This window comes from Chitinophaga sp. (assembly GCF_036566945.1).
GTDB lineage: Bacteria > Bacteroidota > Bacteroidia > Chitinophagales > Chitinophagaceae > Chitinophaga.
Map to the genome: position 1 here is coordinate 1 of NZ_DATCVJ010001055.1, position 18,512 is coordinate 18,512.

Annotated in this window: 18 protein-coding genes; 11 read left to right on the forward strand and 7 right to left on the reverse strand. The window is 45.5% G+C overall.

The genetic code is table 11. The features are described 5' to 3' along the window. The 8 genes from porV to VIP81_RS31820 form a co-directional block, all read left to right on the forward strand. Positions 1 to 1,205: type IX secretion system outer membrane channel protein PorV (gene porV, locus VIP81_RS31785; RefSeq protein WP_331971670.1), on the forward strand; the 1,205-nt coding region annotated here is incomplete at its 5' end. Positions 1,206 to 1,338: 133 nt separating this feature from the next. After that, positions 1,339 to 1,827 carry a 2-C-methyl-D-erythritol 2,4-cyclodiphosphate synthase gene (gene ispF / locus VIP81_RS31790; RefSeq protein ID WP_331971673.1) on the forward strand — a complete coding sequence of 163 codons (489 nt, stop codon included), beginning with the start codon at positions 1,339 to 1,341 and terminating at the stop codon, positions 1,825 to 1,827. A gap of 37 nt (positions 1,828 to 1,864) precedes the next feature. Further along, a complete protein-coding gene (dut, locus tag VIP81_RS31795; protein WP_331971676.1) occupies positions 1,865 to 2,308 on the forward strand; it encodes a dUTP diphosphatase in 444 nt (147 codons plus the stop codon). A gap of 3 nt (positions 2,309 to 2,311) precedes the next feature. Then, positions 2,312 to 4,048 (forward strand): tetratricopeptide repeat protein, encoded by a 1,737-nt coding sequence (locus VIP81_RS31800; protein WP_331971679.1) that lies wholly within the window; start codon positions 2,312 to 2,314, stop codon positions 4,046 to 4,048. A 26-nt stretch (positions 4,049 to 4,074) separates the two neighbouring features. Beyond that, positions 4,075 to 4,911: a DUF4292 domain-containing protein gene (locus VIP81_RS31805; protein ID WP_331971682.1), complete on the forward strand. Its 837-nt coding sequence runs from the start codon at positions 4,075 to 4,077 to the stop codon at positions 4,909 to 4,911. Positions 4,912 to 5,001: 90 nt separating this feature from the next. Continuing rightward, positions 5,002 to 6,459: a murein hydrolase activator EnvC family protein gene (locus tag VIP81_RS31810; protein WP_331971685.1), complete on the forward strand. Its 1,458-nt coding sequence runs from the start codon at positions 5,002 to 5,004 to the stop codon at positions 6,457 to 6,459. Between the two features lie 167 nt (positions 6,460 to 6,626). After that, positions 6,627 to 7,259, forward strand: a complete 633-nt coding sequence (locus tag VIP81_RS31815; RefSeq protein ID WP_331971689.1) for a hypothetical protein — start codon at positions 6,627 to 6,629, stop codon at positions 7,257 to 7,259. Between the two features lie 108 nt (positions 7,260 to 7,367). Continuing rightward, complete coding sequence (locus VIP81_RS31820; protein ID WP_331971691.1) at positions 7,368 to 7,991, forward strand: murein hydrolase activator EnvC family protein; 624 nt, start codon at positions 7,368 to 7,370, stop codon at positions 7,989 to 7,991. Here VIP81_RS31820 and bshA read toward each other — a convergent pair. Continuing rightward, positions 7,988 to 9,127, reverse strand: coding sequence for an N-acetyl-alpha-D-glucosaminyl L-malate synthase BshA (gene bshA / locus VIP81_RS31825; RefSeq protein WP_331971694.1), 1,140 nt, complete (start codon positions 9,125 to 9,127; stop codon positions 7,988 to 7,990). The genes VIP81_RS31820 and bshA overlap by 4 nt on opposite strands. Before the next feature lie 219 nt (positions 9,128 to 9,346). Between bshA and VIP81_RS31830 the strand changes: the two genes are divergently transcribed. Continuing rightward, positions 9,347 to 10,720, forward strand: coding sequence for a M20/M25/M40 family metallo-hydrolase (locus tag VIP81_RS31830; RefSeq protein ID WP_331971698.1), 1,374 nt, complete (start codon positions 9,347 to 9,349; stop codon positions 10,718 to 10,720). A 23-nt stretch (positions 10,721 to 10,743) separates the two neighbouring features. Beyond that, entirely contained in the window at positions 10,744 to 11,133 is a 390-nt protein-coding gene (locus VIP81_RS31835) for a hypothetical protein (protein ID WP_331971700.1), read from the forward strand. Positions 11,134 to 11,249: 116 nt separating this feature from the next. Here the strand turns inward: VIP81_RS31835 and VIP81_RS31840 are convergent, their stop codons facing one another. From VIP81_RS31840 to VIP81_RS31860, 5 genes are all read right to left on the reverse strand, one after another. Further along, positions 11,250 to 11,963 carry an SAM-dependent methyltransferase gene (locus tag VIP81_RS31840; RefSeq protein ID WP_331971704.1) on the reverse strand — a complete coding sequence of 238 codons (714 nt, stop codon included), beginning with the start codon at positions 11,961 to 11,963 and terminating at the stop codon, positions 11,250 to 11,252. Then, on the reverse strand, positions 11,963 to 12,727 hold the full coding sequence (locus VIP81_RS31845; protein WP_331971706.1) for an EI24 domain-containing protein: 765 nt from the start codon (positions 12,725 to 12,727) through the stop codon (positions 11,963 to 11,965). The genes VIP81_RS31840 and VIP81_RS31845 overlap by 1 nt, the downstream gene beginning before the upstream one ends. A gap of 226 nt (positions 12,728 to 12,953) precedes the next feature. Then, the gene (locus VIP81_RS31850; protein WP_331971708.1) at positions 12,954 to 13,967 is read right to left on the reverse strand and encodes a PorP/SprF family type IX secretion system membrane protein; all 1,014 of its coding nucleotides are present in this window, start codon (positions 13,965 to 13,967) and stop codon (positions 12,954 to 12,956) included. Between the two features lie 171 nt (positions 13,968 to 14,138). Continuing rightward, entirely contained in the window at positions 14,139 to 14,792 is a 654-nt protein-coding gene (gene upp / locus VIP81_RS31855; RefSeq protein WP_331971711.1) for a uracil phosphoribosyltransferase, read from the reverse strand. Between the two features lie 43 nt (positions 14,793 to 14,835). Continuing rightward, complete coding sequence (locus VIP81_RS31860; RefSeq protein WP_331971714.1) at positions 14,836 to 16,776, reverse strand: vWA domain-containing protein; 1,941 nt, start codon at positions 16,774 to 16,776, stop codon at positions 14,836 to 14,838. Between the two features lie 81 nt (positions 16,777 to 16,857). Here VIP81_RS31860 and VIP81_RS31865 point away from each other — a divergent pair, with 81 nt between their 5' ends. Next, the gene (locus VIP81_RS31865) at positions 16,858 to 17,967 is read left to right on the forward strand and encodes an anhydro-N-acetylmuramic acid kinase (protein WP_331971718.1); all 1,110 of its coding nucleotides are present in this window, start codon (positions 16,858 to 16,860) and stop codon (positions 17,965 to 17,967) included. A 128-nt stretch (positions 17,968 to 18,095) separates the two neighbouring features. Here the strand turns inward: VIP81_RS31865 and VIP81_RS31870 are convergent. Further along, positions 18,096 to 18,512, reverse strand: a 417-nt coding sequence (locus VIP81_RS31870) for an adenine deaminase C-terminal domain-containing protein (RefSeq protein WP_331971721.1), incomplete at its 5' end; no start/stop codon positions are given.

Genomic DNA, 18,512 nt, shown 5'->3' on the forward strand with positions numbered 1-18,512 from the left:
TTTACATCCTTATCAAATACAAAATCTGCATGATCCGAAAGGTAACAATGAGCCTTGTGTTCATTTACGGTACTTTCATAAGTTTTAAATCCTCAGCGCAAATTCCATCGGGGCAGTTAGATGGTCGGTCCGTACCTATTAACACCGCCGTACCATTTTTGCGAATTACACCGGATGCACGCAGCGGAGCGATGGGGGATGTTGGATTGGGAACTTCTGCAGACGCATATTCTATATATAGCAACCTCTCCAAGCTGCCATTCGCAGAAAAGAATGCAGGATTGGCGGTAACTTATACTCCCTGGTTAAAAGAACTGGTAAACGACGTTTTCCTGGCCAGTTTAAATGCTTATACAAAGCTGGATGATCAACAGGCGATTTCCGGATCCCTGCGCTACTTTTCACTGGGAACCATTTCATTCACCGATAGAGATGGGCAGCCTATACAGGATTTTCATGCCCGTGAATTTGCGCTGGATGCAGGTTACGCCCGCAAATTGTCAGAGCATTTTGGTATTGGTTTAACGGGGCATTTTATTTATTCCAATCTGGCCAACGGACAGTATGTGGAAGGAGTACAGGTGAAAGCAGCCAAGGCATTTGCGGTAGATTTATCCGGATTTTATACCAAAGATTTTGAAAAAGATGATGGTCTCGTAAATAAGTTAAATATCGGGATGGCCATTTCCAATATGGGTACCAAAATTTCTTACCTGAGCTCTGCACAGGAAAAAGATTTTATACCTACCAACCTGGGTATAGGTACGGCCTATACTATTTCCCTGGATGAAACCAATCAGCTTACATTTGCCCTGGACATTAATAAATTACTGGTGCCTACACCGGATTCCGCGGGTAAATATAAAAGCAAAAGCTCACTGGAAGGAATGTTCAGTTCCTTTGGTGATGCGCCGGGTGGATTCAAGGAAGAAATGCAGGAGTTGATGTATTCTTTTGGAATGGAATACTGGTACAATCAGCAGTTTGCAGTAAGAGCGGGCTATTTCAACGAAAATAAGAATAAGGGTAACCGTAAATATTTTACTGCCGGTATCGGGGTGAAATACGACATCTTTGGTCTGAACTTTTCTTACCTCGTACCTTCAGGATCAGGTATTCAACGTAATCCGCTGTCAAATACCCTGCGGTTTACGTTGACTTTTGACCTGGGGCCAAGAGATGAGGATAGTCGTACCGGCTGGTAAATTTTTCACGCTAAGGCGCAAAGCAACAAAGCAGCAAAGGATATCATTTTGTCCCTTTGCTGCTTTGTTGCTTTGCGCCTTAGCGTGAAAAACTTACCTTGCGGATTGGCAAAATGATTAAATTATTATAGATATGAGTAGGATACGTATTGGACTGGGGGTAGATTTTCATCAGCTGGTAGAGGGCCGTGAATTTTGGCTGGGCGGTGTGTTGGTACCTCATCATAAAGGTGCGCTGGGACACAGTGATGCCGATGTGCTGTTACATGCTATCTGTGATGCGATGTTGGGAGCGCTTTCGTTAGGCGACATTGGCGTACATTTTCCGGATACGGATAATGCCTATAAGAACATCGACAGTAAAATATTATTGGCCCGTTGTGCGCAACTGATTGGTGAAAAAGGGTACCAGGTGGTCAATGTAGACAGTACCCTTTGTTTGGAGGCGCCTAAAATAAAACCATATGTACCTGCTATGCAGGCCGTGATTGCAGCCACCCTGCACATTGGGGTGGAAGATGTATCGGTGAAGGCGACGACCACCGAAAAATTAGGCTTTGTAGGCCGTGAGGAAGGGGTTACAGCACATGCTGTTGTATTGCTGGAGCATATCACCCAGTAATTCGCAATTCATAATTATTTTAAAATATCTTTGTTCAATGGCGGATATTATCGTGAAAATTATCAATAAGTCTGGTAACGATTTACCAGCTTATGCAACGGCAGATGCGGCAGGAATGGACCTCCGCGCACATTTGGAAACAGCAGTTACGTTACAGTCACTGGAAAGGATGCTGATCCCTACAGGCTTGTTCATGGAATTACCTGCAGGATATGAAGCACAAATCCGCCCCCGTAGCGGCCTGGCCATCAAACAGGGATTAACCCTGTTGAATACACCTGGCACCATCGACGCCGACTACCGCGGGGAGATTAAAATCATTATGATCAACTTATCCAACGAACCGCAAACCATACAACCCGGTGATCGCATTGCCCAAATGATCATCGCGCCTTTTGTGCAGGCGGTTATAGAACCGGTAACTGTACTCACTGAAACAGTAAGAGGTGTAGGTGGTTTTGGACATACCGGTAAATCCTGATAAATGCGGATATACTTCACCGTTATAGGGCTGGCAGGTATTTTATTGATGGGAGCTTGCAGTGGTGCCAAACAATCGGCGTCACGTGGCAACACTTCCGTTAAGAATGCCGCTGTGCTTTCACAGCGGGCAGATAGCCTCTTTTTTGCCGCCCAGCGATCTAAAATGCTGGGCGACTACCGCACGGCTATTACCCAGTATGCTGACTATCTGCGGCTGAATAAAAATAATGCTACCGTTAACTATGAACTGGCCCGCCTGTTCATAGAAGTACAAAACGCCGGCAACGCCCTCATTTTTGCACGCCGCGCCGTGGCACTGGATCCGGATAATCATTGGTTCCAGGTAACCCTGGCCGATGCATACGCAGTGAATGAAAAATTTGATAGCGCAGCCATCGTTTTCGAAGGACTCACCAGCAAGTTTCCTGATAACGAAGACTACCTCTATAACAAAGGAGTATTACTGGCAAAAGCCAATAAACCCGCATCGGCGCTGGCCGCCTTTGACCTCCTGGAAAGTAAGGTAGGTGTGGTAGAAGAACTCATCTACCAAAAACAAAAACTATTGCTCAAAATGAGCATGGTGGATGAAGCTGCCACTGAAATAAAAAAACTGATTAATCGGGAACCACAGGAAATCAGGTATTACTATCTGCTGGCAGAAATATATGATGCCAATGATCGTATTGAGAATGCAGCAGAAGTATATCATACCATCCTCACAAAAGATCCGGATAATCCAAGAGCACTGATTGCTTTAGCTTCTTACGCAAAGAAGAATAATGATATGAATACCTATTGGGCAAATCTTACCAAAGCATTTGCCAATCCGGGTTATAGTATCGATGAAAAAGTAGCATACGTGTATCCGTATCTGCAGATGATGAACCTGGATACCACCAAGCTGGATGAGGGGCTGCATCTTACCTCTCTGATTATTAAGGCACACCCTGAGGATGCCAAAGCATATGCCCTCCGCGGCGATATGTTTTCACAGGCGGATATGCTCGACAGCGCAGAAGCCAGTTATAAAAAAGCCCTGAGCCTGGATGATACCCGCTTTTCTGTCTGGTATCAGCTCATGTGGATCTACTCCCGCAAAGAAGATCCCACTGCTTTGCTCACCCTCAGCAATAACGTAACCACCAAATTCCCGAAAGAATTTATGGGCTATTACTTCAAAGGAGTAGCCAGCTTTCTTTTACAACAATACCCAAATGCCATTAATTCTTTGAATGCCGCATTGGAAATCGGTAACGGGGAGAAGAAATTTCTGGGAGATATTTATTCTCTCCTGGGAGATTCTTACCATGCTACCGCACAACACCGGCAGTCAGACAGCAGCTACGAAAAGGCATTGTTGCTTCGCCCTAAAGATGCGCTGATTATGAACAATTACAGCTACTACCTGTCTTTACGTGGGGAGAACCTGGACCGGGCTGCTGAATTGTCCCGGCAATCGCTGGAGCTGGAGCCCGAAAGCCCCACCTACATGGATACTTATGCCTGGATCCTATTTCGGCAGGAGAAGTTTGGCGAAGCAAAACAATGGATTGAAAAGGCACTGCAATACCCGGATGCACAGAAGAACCCGAATGTATTGGAACATTATGGGGATATCCTGTTTAATCTGAAAGAAGTAACAAAAGCAGTAGAATACTGGCAGATGGCGAAAGACAAAGGTGCTTCCTCTGTTGACCTGGCTCGTAAAATCGCTGAAAAAAGATATATTCAATAAGCTTTTAGCTATAAGTTTATCGCTCAATGAAGAGGAAAACCATCGTCACACTTTTAATAGTAACCATAGGCATAGGTATGGTGGCCTGCCGCCATCCGAAAAAACTGGCCCGTAGTTCCTTTCCGGCCGCTGATACCAATAAGGTAACTGTGGTAAAAGACAGTTCATCTAACGAAGAACTGACCCGGTTTACCAGCGATATGCTGAAAGGAATACATGCCAACTACATCGATTTTGCTACATTTTCCGGCAAAATGAAGCTGGCATTTGAAACAGATAAAAAAAGTCACAACAACCTGAATGCTACCTTCCGTATTAAAAAAGATAGCATCATCTGGATATCTATTTCGGCACCCATTGTGGATGAAGTAATAAGAGCCGTGATTACGCCGGATAGCCTTAAAATGTATAATCGTCTGGATAAACAATTATTTCTCCGGAAGATGTCTGACGCAGAAGAGCTGCTGAATATACCTTTCGATTTCCAGACCCTGCAGGATATGCTGATCGGTAATCCGGTATATCTGACAGACTCTGTATACCAGGTGGCGAAAACACCTTCCATTATTTCTTTCAGCTGTAATCATTCAAAGTTTGTAAGCCTGTTTAATGTGTTTGCAGACGACTACGGATTACAACAAAGCAAAGTAATGGACAGAGATAGCAGCAGCGCCGTAAAACGCTCCTGTGAACTAACCTACGGTGATTATACCAAAGTAGCCGGGCATAAATTTCCGACTACCCGTCGTATATACGTTGAGGAGAAAAATGTAACGAAAGTAGCGCTTGATTTTACGCGCTATGATTTTGACATCCCACTCAGTTTTCCGTTTAATATGCCCTCCAGCTATAAACGAATGTAAAATGACCAATGGATAAATGTCATCTTCATTAAACTAATAAACGTTGTATATTTATTTAATTTGCAGTTACTAAAATCAGTCATGTTGTATTTGAAGAAGATTATCCCGTTAATGTTGATGCTATGGTTAATGCCAGCCATGTTGGTTGCTCAGAATAATGGGCAACAGCAGCAATCGCGGGAGGAACTGGAGCGAAGAAAAAAGGATCTGCAAAGAGAAATAGATGAGGCAAATGAACAACTGAAGGAAACCAAGAAGTCTACCAAAGAAAGCCTTGGCCAACTTCGTGCACTGCGTGATAAAATTACGCTCCGCACCCGGCTGATCAATAATATCAACGAAGAAATAAATTTTATAAACGGAGATATCAACTCGGCCTACCGGGATGTAAAAACCCTGCAGAAAGACCTGGATACCCTGAAAGCACAATACGCCCTCCTGGTAGTATATGCTTACAAAAACCGCTCTTCATACGATATGCTGAACTTTGTGTTTTCTGCGCAAAGTTTTAACGACGCCGTAAAACGATTTCAGTACTTAAAACAATATCGCGAATACCGCCGCAGACAGGCAGATAATATTGTGAGCACACAGGATCAGTTGAATCAGAAGATTCAGAACCTAGAATCACAACGTGTAAAACGTTCCGACGCACTTAAAACAGAGCAGGAGCAAAGAACTACGCTGGAAGTAGATAAGAAAGAGAAAGATGAGGTATTAAGTAAACTGAAGGGACGTGAAAAGGAGCTGGTAGCCGATATCAATCAGCGTAATAAAGATGCGCAGAAAGTACAGGCAGCTATCAGAGCGGTAATCCGTAAAGAAATTGAAGATGCCCGTCGTAAGGCAATAGAAGAAGAAACAGCCCGCCGTAAAGCAGCGGAAGAAAAACGCAGACGTGAGGAAGAAGCCCGTAAAGCCGCTGCCCTCGCTGCCGCAGAAAAAGCGAAGGCTGCTGCCGCCGCTGCTGCTGCAAATAACAACAATAACACCGCTAATAATACACCTGCACCAGTACCGGAAAAACCGGCGCCAGCTCCGGTGAAAGCGCCAGAGCCTACACCAGAACCGGAAAAAACTGTTACCCGTACAGAAAACGTACTGGAAGCAACGCCCGAAGCACTGGCCTTGTCAGAAAGCTTTGAAGCGAACCGTGGTAAACTTCCGTGGCCGGTAGATGCCGGTAATATTATCGAACATTTTGGTATTCACCAGCACGCCGTAATGGAACATATCCAGGTGCCTTCAGATGGTATTGTTATTGCTACCAACAAAGGCGGCGCCGTAAAATCCATCTTCGACGGAGAAGTGAAATCAGTAGTAGTAATGCCTGGCTCAGGATACGTAATTATTATCCGTCATGGACAATACTTCACTACGTATGTACGTTTGCAAACTACCCGAGTGAAGAAAGGAGATAATGTTAAAACCGGGCAGGTAATAGGTACTGCCAGCACCAACGATATTGAAAACACGGGTGAGGTAGAACTGCAGATATGGAAAGGCATTACCAAGCAGAATCCTGAGCAGTGGATCAGGAGAAGATAATTTTTTAAAGCATAAAGCTGAAGGCATAAAGCAAAAAGCTATTGTAGCAGATGATTATGTTATATCAGTCATTATTCGCTACTATAGCTTTTTGCTTTTCGCTTTAAACTTTCAGCTTACTTACTAACCTAACGCATTTTTTTTTGAGAAAGTTGATCCCTCTTTTGATGGCTCTATGGCTATTGCCTGCGCTGTTGTATGCACAGCGGGGTAACAGGCAATCGCGCACGGCACTGGAAAGCCGTAAGCAGGAACTGTTGAAGGAAATAGAAGAAGCAAACAAAACACTTCAGCAAACTAAAAAGTCTACCCGCCAGAACCTCAGTCTGCAGCGGGAATTACAAAATAAGATTGCCTCCCGCAATGCCCAGATCGGCGCTATTAACAAAGAAATCAGCTTAATAGAAGGAGATATCAGCAGTACTAACGATAACGTACAAACGTTGGAGAAAGAAGTAGACTCCCTGCGGGCACGCTACGCGCAATTGGTCGTATACGCGTATAAAACGCGGGACTCCTACGATGTACTCAGTTTCTTTTTTTCCGCCACCAGCTTTAACGATGCCCTGCGCCGCTACCAGTACCTGCAGCAATACCGGGAAAACAGGCGTAAGCAGGCAGAAAGTCTTTTATCTACCAGGGCCTTGCTGGGACAAAAGTTGCTGGTATTACAGGAGCAACGGGCACAAAAAGCGGGCGCATTGCATACTGAGCAGCAACAGCGGGGTAGTCTTATTGCCGATAAAAAAGAAACCGATCAAACCATTGCCCAGCTGAAAGGTCAGGAACAGGAACTATAGCAGCGCATCAATAAAAGTAAGGCGGAAGCCCGTCAGGTAGACCAGGCCATTCAGGATGCTATTCGCCGTGAAATAGCGGCTGCTCAGAAAAAAGCTGCCGCACAGGCTTTGGCAAGGAAAAAGGCCGCCGAGGCCAAACGCCGGGCGCAGCGGGAGCAAGCCGCCGCCCGCAGAAAAGCCGCGCTGGCAGCTGCAAAAAAAGCCAATAAAAAACCGCCTCCTGCTGCTAAACCCGTAGAAGAAGAGAAAGAGGAAGACGATGCTCCAGAGGCAAAAGCCTCCAGTGAAGATGTACTGGTAGCAACCCCGGAAGCATTATCATTATCGCGCGATTTTGAAGCCAACCGTGGCCGTTTACCATGGCCGGTAGAAGCAGGTCGCATTACCGGCCATTTTGGTGCCGGAAAAGTGGGTAAGATTGAAGTAGATCATAACGGCATTATCATCGCCACTGCAAGAGGCGCCGCTGTTAAAGCCATTTTTGATGGGGAAGTAATCATGGTATTTATGGTACCAGGCGCAGGGTATATGGTGACCCTGCGCCATGGAAAATATTTTACCAATTATGTGAGATTACTGGATGTACGCGTTAGCAAAGGTGCTACGGTAAAACGCGGTCAAACATTGGGTGCTGCCGCCTCCGGGCCAGCCTCTAATACCGGTGAGATAGAATTACAGATATACCGGAATATGGTGAAACAGAATCCCGAAAAATGGATACGTTCCCGTTAAAGTAACTGTACCTGTTTCTGTAATACTTCTTCATATAAAGCCTCGTACTGAGGGATGATATTGTCTATATGGAAGCGTTGTGCCTGTTCCCATGCACCTTTTCGTACCTGCGCCAGCAATGTTTCATCTTTCAGCAGCCGGATGGCATGAGCTGCCATTCCTTCCACATCGCCTACATTACTCATGTAGCCAGTCTGGCCGGGAATGTTGATCTCAGGTAAACCACCCGCATTCGAAGATATCACAGGCACTTGTGCGGCCATGGCTTCCAGGGCAGCCAAACCAAAGCTTTCATATTCTGATGGCAAAAGAAACAGATCACTGATAGACATTACATCTTCCAGTTGTTCCTGTTTACCTACAAATCTTACGTCCTCACAAATACCCAATTCACGGCAAAGACATTCAATAGAAGGTCTGTCGGGGCCATCGCCCACCAGCAATAATTTGGCGGGTAATTCCTTGCGTACCAGTGCAAATATTTTTACTACATCAGGCACCCGCTTCACTTTACGGAAGTTGGATACGTGCAGTAATATTTTTTCACCATTAGGGGCTATCGCCTGTCTGAAATGAGGCAGCTCCCGGCGGCTGAAACGCTGGGTATCCACAAAGTTGTAGATCACAGAAATATCCTTTTCTATGGGAAAGGATTTGTAAGTCTCGTCCCGGAGGTTTTCAGATACCGCTGTAATCGCATCTGATTCATTGATGGAAAAGGTAACTACTGGTTCGTAGGTCTTGTCTTTACCCACCAGGGTAATGTCTGTACCATGCAGCGTAGTGATAAAGGGAACCGTTCTGCCATGTTTTTTCACGATCTGTTTAGCCATATATGCCGTAGAGGCATGCGGAATGGCGTAGTGTACATGTAACAGATCCAGTTTTTGATTAATGATCACATCCACCATGGTGCTGCTGAGGGCAGACTCATAAGGGGGAAAATCAAAAAGTGGATATGTGGGAACCTGTACTTCGTGATAATATATATTAGCGTGAAACGCGTTAAGCCTTACCGGCTGTTGATATGTGATGAAGTGGACCATATGGCCTTTGTCTGCCAGAGCTTTACCCAGCTCTGTTGCCAGCACCCCACTACCACCGTAAGTAGGGTAACATACTATTCCTATGCGCATGAGTTAATTTTTTTGCATTCTGCAAAGGTACTAAAAAGCAGAAAGGTTCAGGCAGAAAGCAAAAAGCCGTTGGCCCACCGGCCGGTATGGTTGCCATGAATTAATTTTATTTATATGTATATAAGATGATCCTTCGCCCTTGTCTGCTGTAAGGGCTTTTACTTTGTCCTTTTTGCCTTCGGCTTTTTTAGTAGTTTTAACCATAAATTAACCTGCTACATGAGAAAATATATTGTGCCAATTTTATTAGCCTGTTCACTGCCGGGTTTGGCGGTGGCGCAGGAAAAAGATTCAGCCACCTTGAGAAAAATAGCTGATGAAGTGTTAACCAATAGTACGGCTTACGAGAATTTGCGTCACCTCACCAAGAACGTTGGTGGCCGTTTGGCCGGCTCTCCCCAGATGGGGAAGGCAGAACAGTGGGGCGTAGCGGCGCTGAAAGCAGCGGGTGCTGATACTGTATACCTGCAGGAATGTATGGTGCCGCATTGGGTGAGAGGAGCTGCGGAAGAAGCCCGTATTATTTCCAAACGCCGCGATTTTATACCACCACTGAATATCCTGGCTTTAGGAAACTCTGTGGGCAGCGGTCCGGAAGGGGTTACAGCGGAAGTGCTGGAAGTGTCTTCTTTCGACGACCTGGAAGCGAAAAAAGACCAGGTAAAAGGAAAGATCGTTTTCTATAACGTTCACTTCAATCCCACTTATATAAAAACATTTCATGCTTACGGCGATGCGGTGAAGTACCGTGGTCAGGGTGCCAGCAGGGCGGCCAAATACGGAGCACTGGCTGTTATTGTGCGCTCTATGTCACATGGCGCCAATAATTTCCCGCATACCGGTGCTATGGGTTACGACACTGCATATCCCAAGATCCCGGCAGTAGCCATTGGTTTGGAAGATGCAGATCGCCTGAGCCAGCGGATTAAAGACGATACCGATGCTAAAGTGTTCCTGCGAACCAATTGCGAAATGCTGAAAGATGTGGTGGGGCATAATGTGATCGCGGAACTGAAGGGAAGTAAGTACCCGGATCAATATATCACCGTAGGTGGTCACCTCGATTCCTGGGATGTAGCGGAAGGCGCACATGATGATGGTACCGGTTGTGTTCAGTCCATTGAAGTATTACGTGCTTTCAAAGCCCTGGGTATACATCCGGAACACACACTGAGAGTAGTATTGTTTGCCAACGAAGAAAACGGTACCCGTGGAGGCTCCAAATATGCGGCAGTAGCCAAAGCAAAGAATGAAAAACACGTATTCGCGCTGGAAAGTGACGCTGGTGGCTTTACACCACGTGGTTTTTCCACTACGATGGATGCTGCAAAAAAAGCAAAAATGGTGAGCTGGAAGCCACTGTTTGAGCCTTATGGTATCACTGATTTTGAAGAGCCAGGTGGTGGTGTAGATGTTGGCCAGTTACATGCTGCCATTGGTACCCCGATGGCTGAACTTTATCCTGACTCCCAACGTTATTTCGACATTCATCATGCCGCTAACGATGTATTCGAAGCCGTGAATAAAAGAGAGCTGGAATTGGGTGCTTTTGGTATGGCCGGTTTGATTTATCTTGTAGATCTGAATTTCTGATCATCCATCACTAAAATGTCCTTATGGGTCGCTTTGTCTTTATTGTTGTCAGTATTATTATACTCGTACTGGGAGGTATATTCTTCTATAAATACTATTTTGTTTTCGGACAGGGAGTAAAGGCAGGTGAACTGAATTATTTTGTGAACAAGGGATTTGTCTTTAAGACTTATGAAGGCAAACTGATACAGTCGGGCTACCGGGGTAAAGTGGCCGGAACAATTCAATCAAATGAATTCCAGTTTTCTGTAAGCAATGAAAGGGTGGCCCAGCAACTGATGAACGCCAGTGGTAAAATAGTAGAGCTGCATTATAAAGAGTACCTGGGTGCTATTCCCTGGAGAGGTTATAGTCCATTTATGGTAGACAGTGTGATTTCTATCAAGGATGCCAGCAGGCAGGACGTACCATAAGAAATTACGAATTTCAAATTACGAATTACGGATTTGTGGGCAGATAATAGCAACTAATATCCGCGTTTACTATCTATCCACAAATCCGTAATTCGTAATTTGAAATTCGTAATTCTTTATTCCCCCGCTGCCAACAGCAGAAATATGGCTGGCCTTTTATGAAGGTCAGGCAACTGTTGTTTCCATTCTTTCACCGTTTTCGTTTTAATATATTCTGTAGGAGCAGTGATATCTGCTGCCACACACACCTTCGTATAGTCCTTGCAGTTATCCAGTATATCTTTCATCAACTGGTTGTTGCGGTAAGGGGTTTCTATAAAAAGCTGTGTTTGGTGTTTCTTTTCAGATTCCTGTTCCAGTTCCCGGATCATTTTTGTTCTTTCCGGTGGTTTGATGGGCAGATAGCCTGCAAACTGGAAGCTTTGTCCATTCAACCCGGAGGCCATCAGGGCCAGCAGCATGGAGTTGGGGCCAATCATCGGAATCACCCTGGCATTTACGCTATGTGCCACCTGCACCACCAGGTTACCTGGATCTGCAATGGCAGGACATCCGGCTTCGCTCAGGATCCCGATATCTTTGCCTTCGAGTAATAATTTTTTGGCGAGGGCCAGGTCTGGTGGCTGATTTTCATTCATAATCAGCAACTGTAAGGCATCTATATTTATATTTCTATCCAGCGCTTTTAAATAGCGGCGGGCAGTACGTTCATTTTCTACATAAAAAACAGATAACTGCTGCACGATAGCGGTTACATATGCAGGAATGCTAAACAAGGCATCGGCGCTCAGCACAGTAGGAACAAGGTACACTTTGCCAGGGGTATTCATTATTTCAGTCTTTTAGTTTGTAAGTCAATAGTAGCAGCAATGACTGCATAAGAAGGCGCCAGCATCCAGCCCAATATGGGAATGAGCATGAACAGGTAAAATACCATGCCGTTGCCCAAAGCCATACCCCGGTGATGCCGTATAAATTCGATGCTCTGCGACATATTTAGTTTATGCCGCTCACAACTGTAATCCATCATGGAAAATCCATAGAAGTAAGATTCAATAAAGAACCCTACCATCGGCGTCAGCCAGCCAATAACAGGTATGAAAGATACCAGCAGCAATACCAGGAGGGCAGCCGTCTGATAAACAATATTGCGGCAGGACATTTTGATCCCTCTGAGAATATCCTGTCCCAGCTGCGACCAGCTGAAAGGGAAATCTTTATGATCAAGAATAGCCTCTGTCTTCTCCGATAAATAAGAAAAAACAGGAGATGCCACAATCAGAAACAAATATTTAAAGTAGGAGAAATACCAGAATACGAACACAATCCTGATGGAGAAGGCTACCAGTATAAAAAGAAAACTTATCCAGCTGCTTTCCAGGTCCTGTACCCATTCGGTGATATGCATCAACTTAGTCAGGTATTCCACGAAGTCACCAGAATATCCCCACACAAAATAAAAGCCGGTAAAAAATAACAGGCAATAGATAATACCTGGTATTAGTATCCATTTCCATAACTTATGCTGCAGTATAAATTGGTGGGCTTTTCCGTAAGACTGAACAGCCGACAGTACTTCTCTGAATGAAAACAACGCCTGAATATTTTTAGTGTAACTGAATGTGTGTTTGTTCCCTGTTTTATATGAAAGAGCAACGAAACTAAGGCAAAAATAACTATGATTACTATATTATACAGCGGAAAGCAAAAAGCAGAAAGCAAAAAGCTATTAAAGCGAATGATGTAAGCGAAGAAATCATATCCGCTAAGCTCATTCGCTTTAATAGCTTTTTGCTTTCTGCTTTCTGCCTTTGGCTCCCCTAGAACCGTGGACAGAGTGTCTTGTACTTATTATTTTCGTTTCGGGTATGAATATAGATCAGTGAAATTTCCATACCTCCGCGGTAATGAGAGGCCGGGTTGAGGGTAGATACGTTGGTATCGTAGGTAAGTCCCACCTGGAAACCTTTAATTTCCATCCCGATGTAAGGGATGATCGCATCTTTCAGGCGATACCAGCTACCTACGTAAAAAGTAGTTGGGTTGTCGTCCATATCGCTGAGCGCAAATCCATAAGCGCCGCCGAACGTGAGTTCTGAGGCTGTACTTTGCTTCATGTACAGAATACTTCCGTGAAACCGGTTTGTTCCGTTAACAGGAACAGATCCGCCGCCATGTACCGTCCAGCGATAGCTGAGGCGGTTCTGGGTAAGGTTCATAAAAGATTCTGTGGGTTGGGTAATATGATAATACGAGGCGCCCAGGTAAATATTGGAGGATTCTCCGATCAAACCGTTGTACAAAATACCGACGTTAGGATCAAAATAGGATATTTTAGGATTCACCAGTGTTTCATTGCTGGGAATCAAAGGATTATATCCATTATTGTCTATCTGATTTTCGAATTGCAGTTTGCTGTTATCTAATCTTTTCTGCACCAAAGTTCCTTGTAAGCCAATGGCCAGGGTATGATTTCCTTCCGGATCAAGCCCCTTGTGGTAGGCCGTACTGAAAGAAACGTAGCTGGAAGTCAACGCGCCACCACCACTTCTGTCATACATCGCCATAAAACCCACTCCCCATATATCATTATAAGAAATTACATTTTTTAAGATGCCAAAGTCAATCGCTGCGGTACCAGTTACAAACGGTGTGGCGATGCTACGCCATTGGGAACGGTAGTTGCCTGATAAACGATAATCTCCTGAAAATAAACCTGTATAAGCCGGATTAAGTGTAAGCGGTGATGCAAAAAACTGCGAAAAGTGCGGGTCTTGCGCCCGCAATGGATTCAAATAAAGCAATATGGCCAGGAATAGTAAAGCTCTTTTCATATTAGTAAAGCTTAAAGCATAGGGTATTATGCAATACGGGTGAAGGTACATTAATTAAATCATATCGCAAATTAAATCCATGTATAAAAAAAATGATTAAATAAAAAATACGAACAGCAGCATGATCTTTTAAAGATACAAAACTGCTATTCGTAAAACGAGATATTCCTGTTATTGTTGTAATTTATTTCCAAAAGCCAGATCCCCGGCATCTCCCAACCCCGGTACAATATACCCTTTGGCGGTTAGTTCATCATCAATATCTCCGGCCCAGATGGTAAGATTAGCTTTCGTGTTGCGCAGTACATATTCAATGCCCACAGTGCAGGCAATTGCTACTACCAGGTGAATATGACTGGGTTTCCCAATTTCTTCCAGGTGCTCAATGGTTTTCACAAGAGACGCGCCGGTGGCTAGCATGGGATCGGAAAGAATCAGTACTTCGCCATCTATGGAAGGGGTGCTAACATATTCCAGGCTGATATCAAAAGAGCCATCATGGTTATGTTTGCGATAGGCAGATACAAAGGCATGATCTGCTTTATCAAAGTAATGCAACAAGCCCTGATGCAGTGCCAGTCCGGCTCTCAGAATAGTGGCCAGCACCGGTTGCGCTTTCAATACCCGGCAAGTGGCAATACCCATAGGGGTGGTCACCTCTTTGTCTACGTAGTCGAGCGTTTTACTGATCTCATATGCTGCCACTTCACCTAATCGTTCCAGATTACGCCGGAAGCGCATACGGTCCTGCTGAACCTCCACATTTCTGATCTCGCTTAACCATTCTCCTACCAATGAATTTGTTTCACTTAAATTGATAATCATGAGCTATCCCTTTGAGGCCCCAAATTACCGAAAAATAGTGTAACTACTCTTTGTCCAGCAGTCTTGCCTTTTTCACCAGCTGAATAAATTCAGCCCGATACCCTTCGTTATCTTCACCACGCGCATTTCCAGCCCAGGATAATACCTGTTCGTAAGTAGCGGTTCCCTTAAATGCAGAGTGGCGCAGTAACTGGCCAAAAGCGGCAACAGCAGTGGCCATGCGGAAATCTTCCGGTGCGGCGGTTATCGTCTGGTTATTGTAGGGCAACACCTTTTCCATCAACTGACTTTCATCGGCGGAAGGTTGTTTGTAGCGCAGCTTCACCCTTAGCACCTCGGTTTGATTATTCAGTATTTTGCCTTGCTGGTATTTCAGCGGATCTACCCAATTAACAGTTTCGCCTTTTTTGCCGGATGGGATAATCTCGTAGAGTGCCGTCACCGTATGGCCTACGCCCATATCGCCGGCGTCTTTCTTATCGTTGTTGAAATCTTCGTTCTGCAACATCCTGTTTTCATAACCTACTAACCGGTATGCCTGTACGAACTGTGGATTGAATTCCACCTGCAGCTTCACATCTTTGGCTACGGTAAAGAGGGTGCCTCCAAATTCAGTGACAAAGGTCCTGCGGGCTTCTTCAAAATTATCAATATAAGCGTAGTTACCATTGCCCTTGTCTGCCAGCAATTCCAGTGTATTATCTTTTAAGTTACCCATTCCAAATCCCAGCACAGAAAGAGAAATACCTTTTTGTCTTTCGCTTTCTATCAGCCGGGTCAGTTCTGATTCACTGGAAACACCTACGTTGAAATCGCCGTCTGTGGCCAATATAACACGGGTATTGCTATTTTTGGAATGGAGTTCTTCTGCAATATGGTAAGCCATTTTTATGCCTTCGCCACCCGCCGTAGCGCCACCCGCTTGTAACCGTTCTAATGCACTCAGTATCTTTTTCTTGTAATCGCCACTGGTGGCAGGTAATACTACCCCCGCCGCGCCGGCATATACTACAATGGCTACTTTATCCTGTGGGCGCAGTTGTTCTGCCAATACTTTAAATGCCCGTTTCACCAGCGGCAGTTTATTTTCCTCGTCCATGGAGCCGGAAACATCCAGCAGGAATACGAGATTGGTCGCCGGAAGATCTTTCGTATCTACCTGTTTGCTTTTTAAAGCGATGCGGATCAGCTGGTGGCCGGTGTTCCAGGGGCAGATGGCCATGTCGGTATAAATGGCCACCGGATCTTTACCTGTGGGGGCCTGGTAGCGATAGTCAAAGTAATTGATCATTTCTTCCACTCTTACCGCATCCGGTGGCGGCAGCTCGCCGTTATTCAAAAAACGGCGCATATTGCTGTAGGCGGCTCTGTCCACATCAATACTGAAAGTGCTTAAAGGCTGCTCGGTAGCGGCGTGAAAGGTGTTTTCGTTGATGGGACTGTAATCTTCTGTATTAGCTGCAGGGGCGGGGTAATAAGTATTGGCAGAGATATTATCCGTCGTTATGTAGCCATTGGTTATTACACCGGCAACACGGCCGGCCAATGCCTGTTGCGTACTCTTACCTTGTACTGCAGGAACGGTATATTCGACAACCGGTGCAGCGGCGCGGTTACCATATAGGGCTACCTGTGAGTCATCCATAATATACCGGTTCTTCTGACCGGCTTTTATCAGCTGCTGCAGTCTGTTCAGCTTTACCTGCAGCGTAGTCTGGGTAGCGCTGATCTTTATATTCGCCTGTTTGTAATTCGTTGCTGTTATTTCAATGGTCAGCGCGCCTGCCGGCACTTTCAGGCTGAAAGCCCCTTTGGCGTCTGTGGCCGTTAAAAAATCCGTGCCTTTTACGCGTACCACTGCATTGGCAATGGGAGCGGCCGCAGCGCTATCGGTGACAGAACCGGTAATGGTTCGTTGTTGCTGTGCACCTGCGGTAAATGCCATCAGGCAACTGAATAATAGTAAAGCAAGATATTTTTTCATGGCGATATCATTTTCTGCCAATAGGATGGTCCGGAGATCCCCGTTTCCATAAATCGTAAAAAAAATATTTTAAAACTACCTTTGCTGAAATTTTTGTCGATGGTATATAACGTGATTGGCACCATGTCTGGTAGCTCATTAGACGGACTGGATATAGTTTTTGCAGAACTGACGGAGATTCGCGGACAGTGGACCTATGCGATCAAAGCGTCGGAGAGCCTGCCGTATGAGCCGGAATGGGTAGAAAAACTGGCACAGGCCACCACGCTGCCAGCCCGGGATTACCTGCTGCTGCATACCGCTTACGGCCACTACACAGGACATCGTATTCTCTCTTTTATAGAAAAGAATCAACTAGATCATAAAATACACTTCATTGCGTCCCATGGTCATACCACCTTCCATATGCCGGCAGATAAAATGACAGCGCAACTGGGCGATGGTGCTGCGATTACAGCGGTGACCAGTTTACCCGTGATCTCAGATCTGCGTGCGGTAGATGTGGCGCTGGGTGGTCAGGGAGCACCTATTGTACCTATCGGCGAAAAATATCTGTTCCCCGGATACCAGTACTGGCTGAACCTGGGTGGTATTGCCAATATCTCGGCGCAGTTGCCGGAGCAATTTGTCGCCTTCGATATTTGTCCGGCCAACAGGGTGCTGAATGCCCTGGCAGCGGCGCTGAACAAGTCTTATGACGATGGTGGCGCTTTGGCTGCGGGCGGCGTGGCCGACAATGGTTTACTGGAGCAGTTGAATCAACTTTCTTATTACACCGCGCCATGGCCTAAATCGCTGGCCAATGACTTTGGTATCAATACCGTGTTGCCTATGATAGCGCCGATGCGGATATCGGTGCAAGGCAAACTGCGTACTTATGTGGAACATATTGCCACACAGGTAACAAATGCCGTAAAGGCGCTGAAGGCACAAATGCCGGAAGGATCGGGAAAAATGCTGATCACCGGTGGAGGTGCTTTTAATACTTTTCTCGTTAATACTATTCAGCAACAACTGGAACCACTGGGCATTACGGTAGAAGTGCCGGATGAACAGACGGTGAGCTGTAAGGAAGCGTTGATCATGGCCCTGATAGGCACTTTGCGCTGGAGACAGGAAGATAATATATTAAGTGGGGTAACAGGGGCTTCGAGAGATTCCATTAACGGCGCACTCTGGACCAGTAGATAGCGTGTTAGCTTTTAGCCATTAGCTTTTAGCTTTTAGCAAAAATGCAGCGGAGACATCAGCAAAAGTTAAATAACAGTAACTTCGCTTTTATCTCCGCTGCATTTTTGCTAAAAGCTAATGGCTAAAAGCTAACAGCTAAATTGAAATTTATCTCCATCAAACAATCCCAGATCGCTCAGCTTTAAATGTGGTATTACCAGCAATGCCATAAACGACAGCGTCATAAAAGGAGAGGCCAGCGTAGACCCCAATGCCTTGGCTGCTTTATCCAGTGCGCTATATTGAGCGGCCACCGTATATCCGTCGAGGTTACTCATCAATCCTGCTACCGGCAATGCTAATACCTGTGTGGCATTACTACTGACCACACTGATGCCGCCTTGTTCTGCGATTACGGCGTTGATAGCGGCCGCAAGACTTTCATCATCTGCACCTACTGCAATAATATTATGACTATCGTGCGCCACAGAAGAGGCAATGGCCCCGTGTTGCAGGCCAAATCCCTTAATAAATGCTACTGCAGGTGGGGCCGCGCGATATCGGTT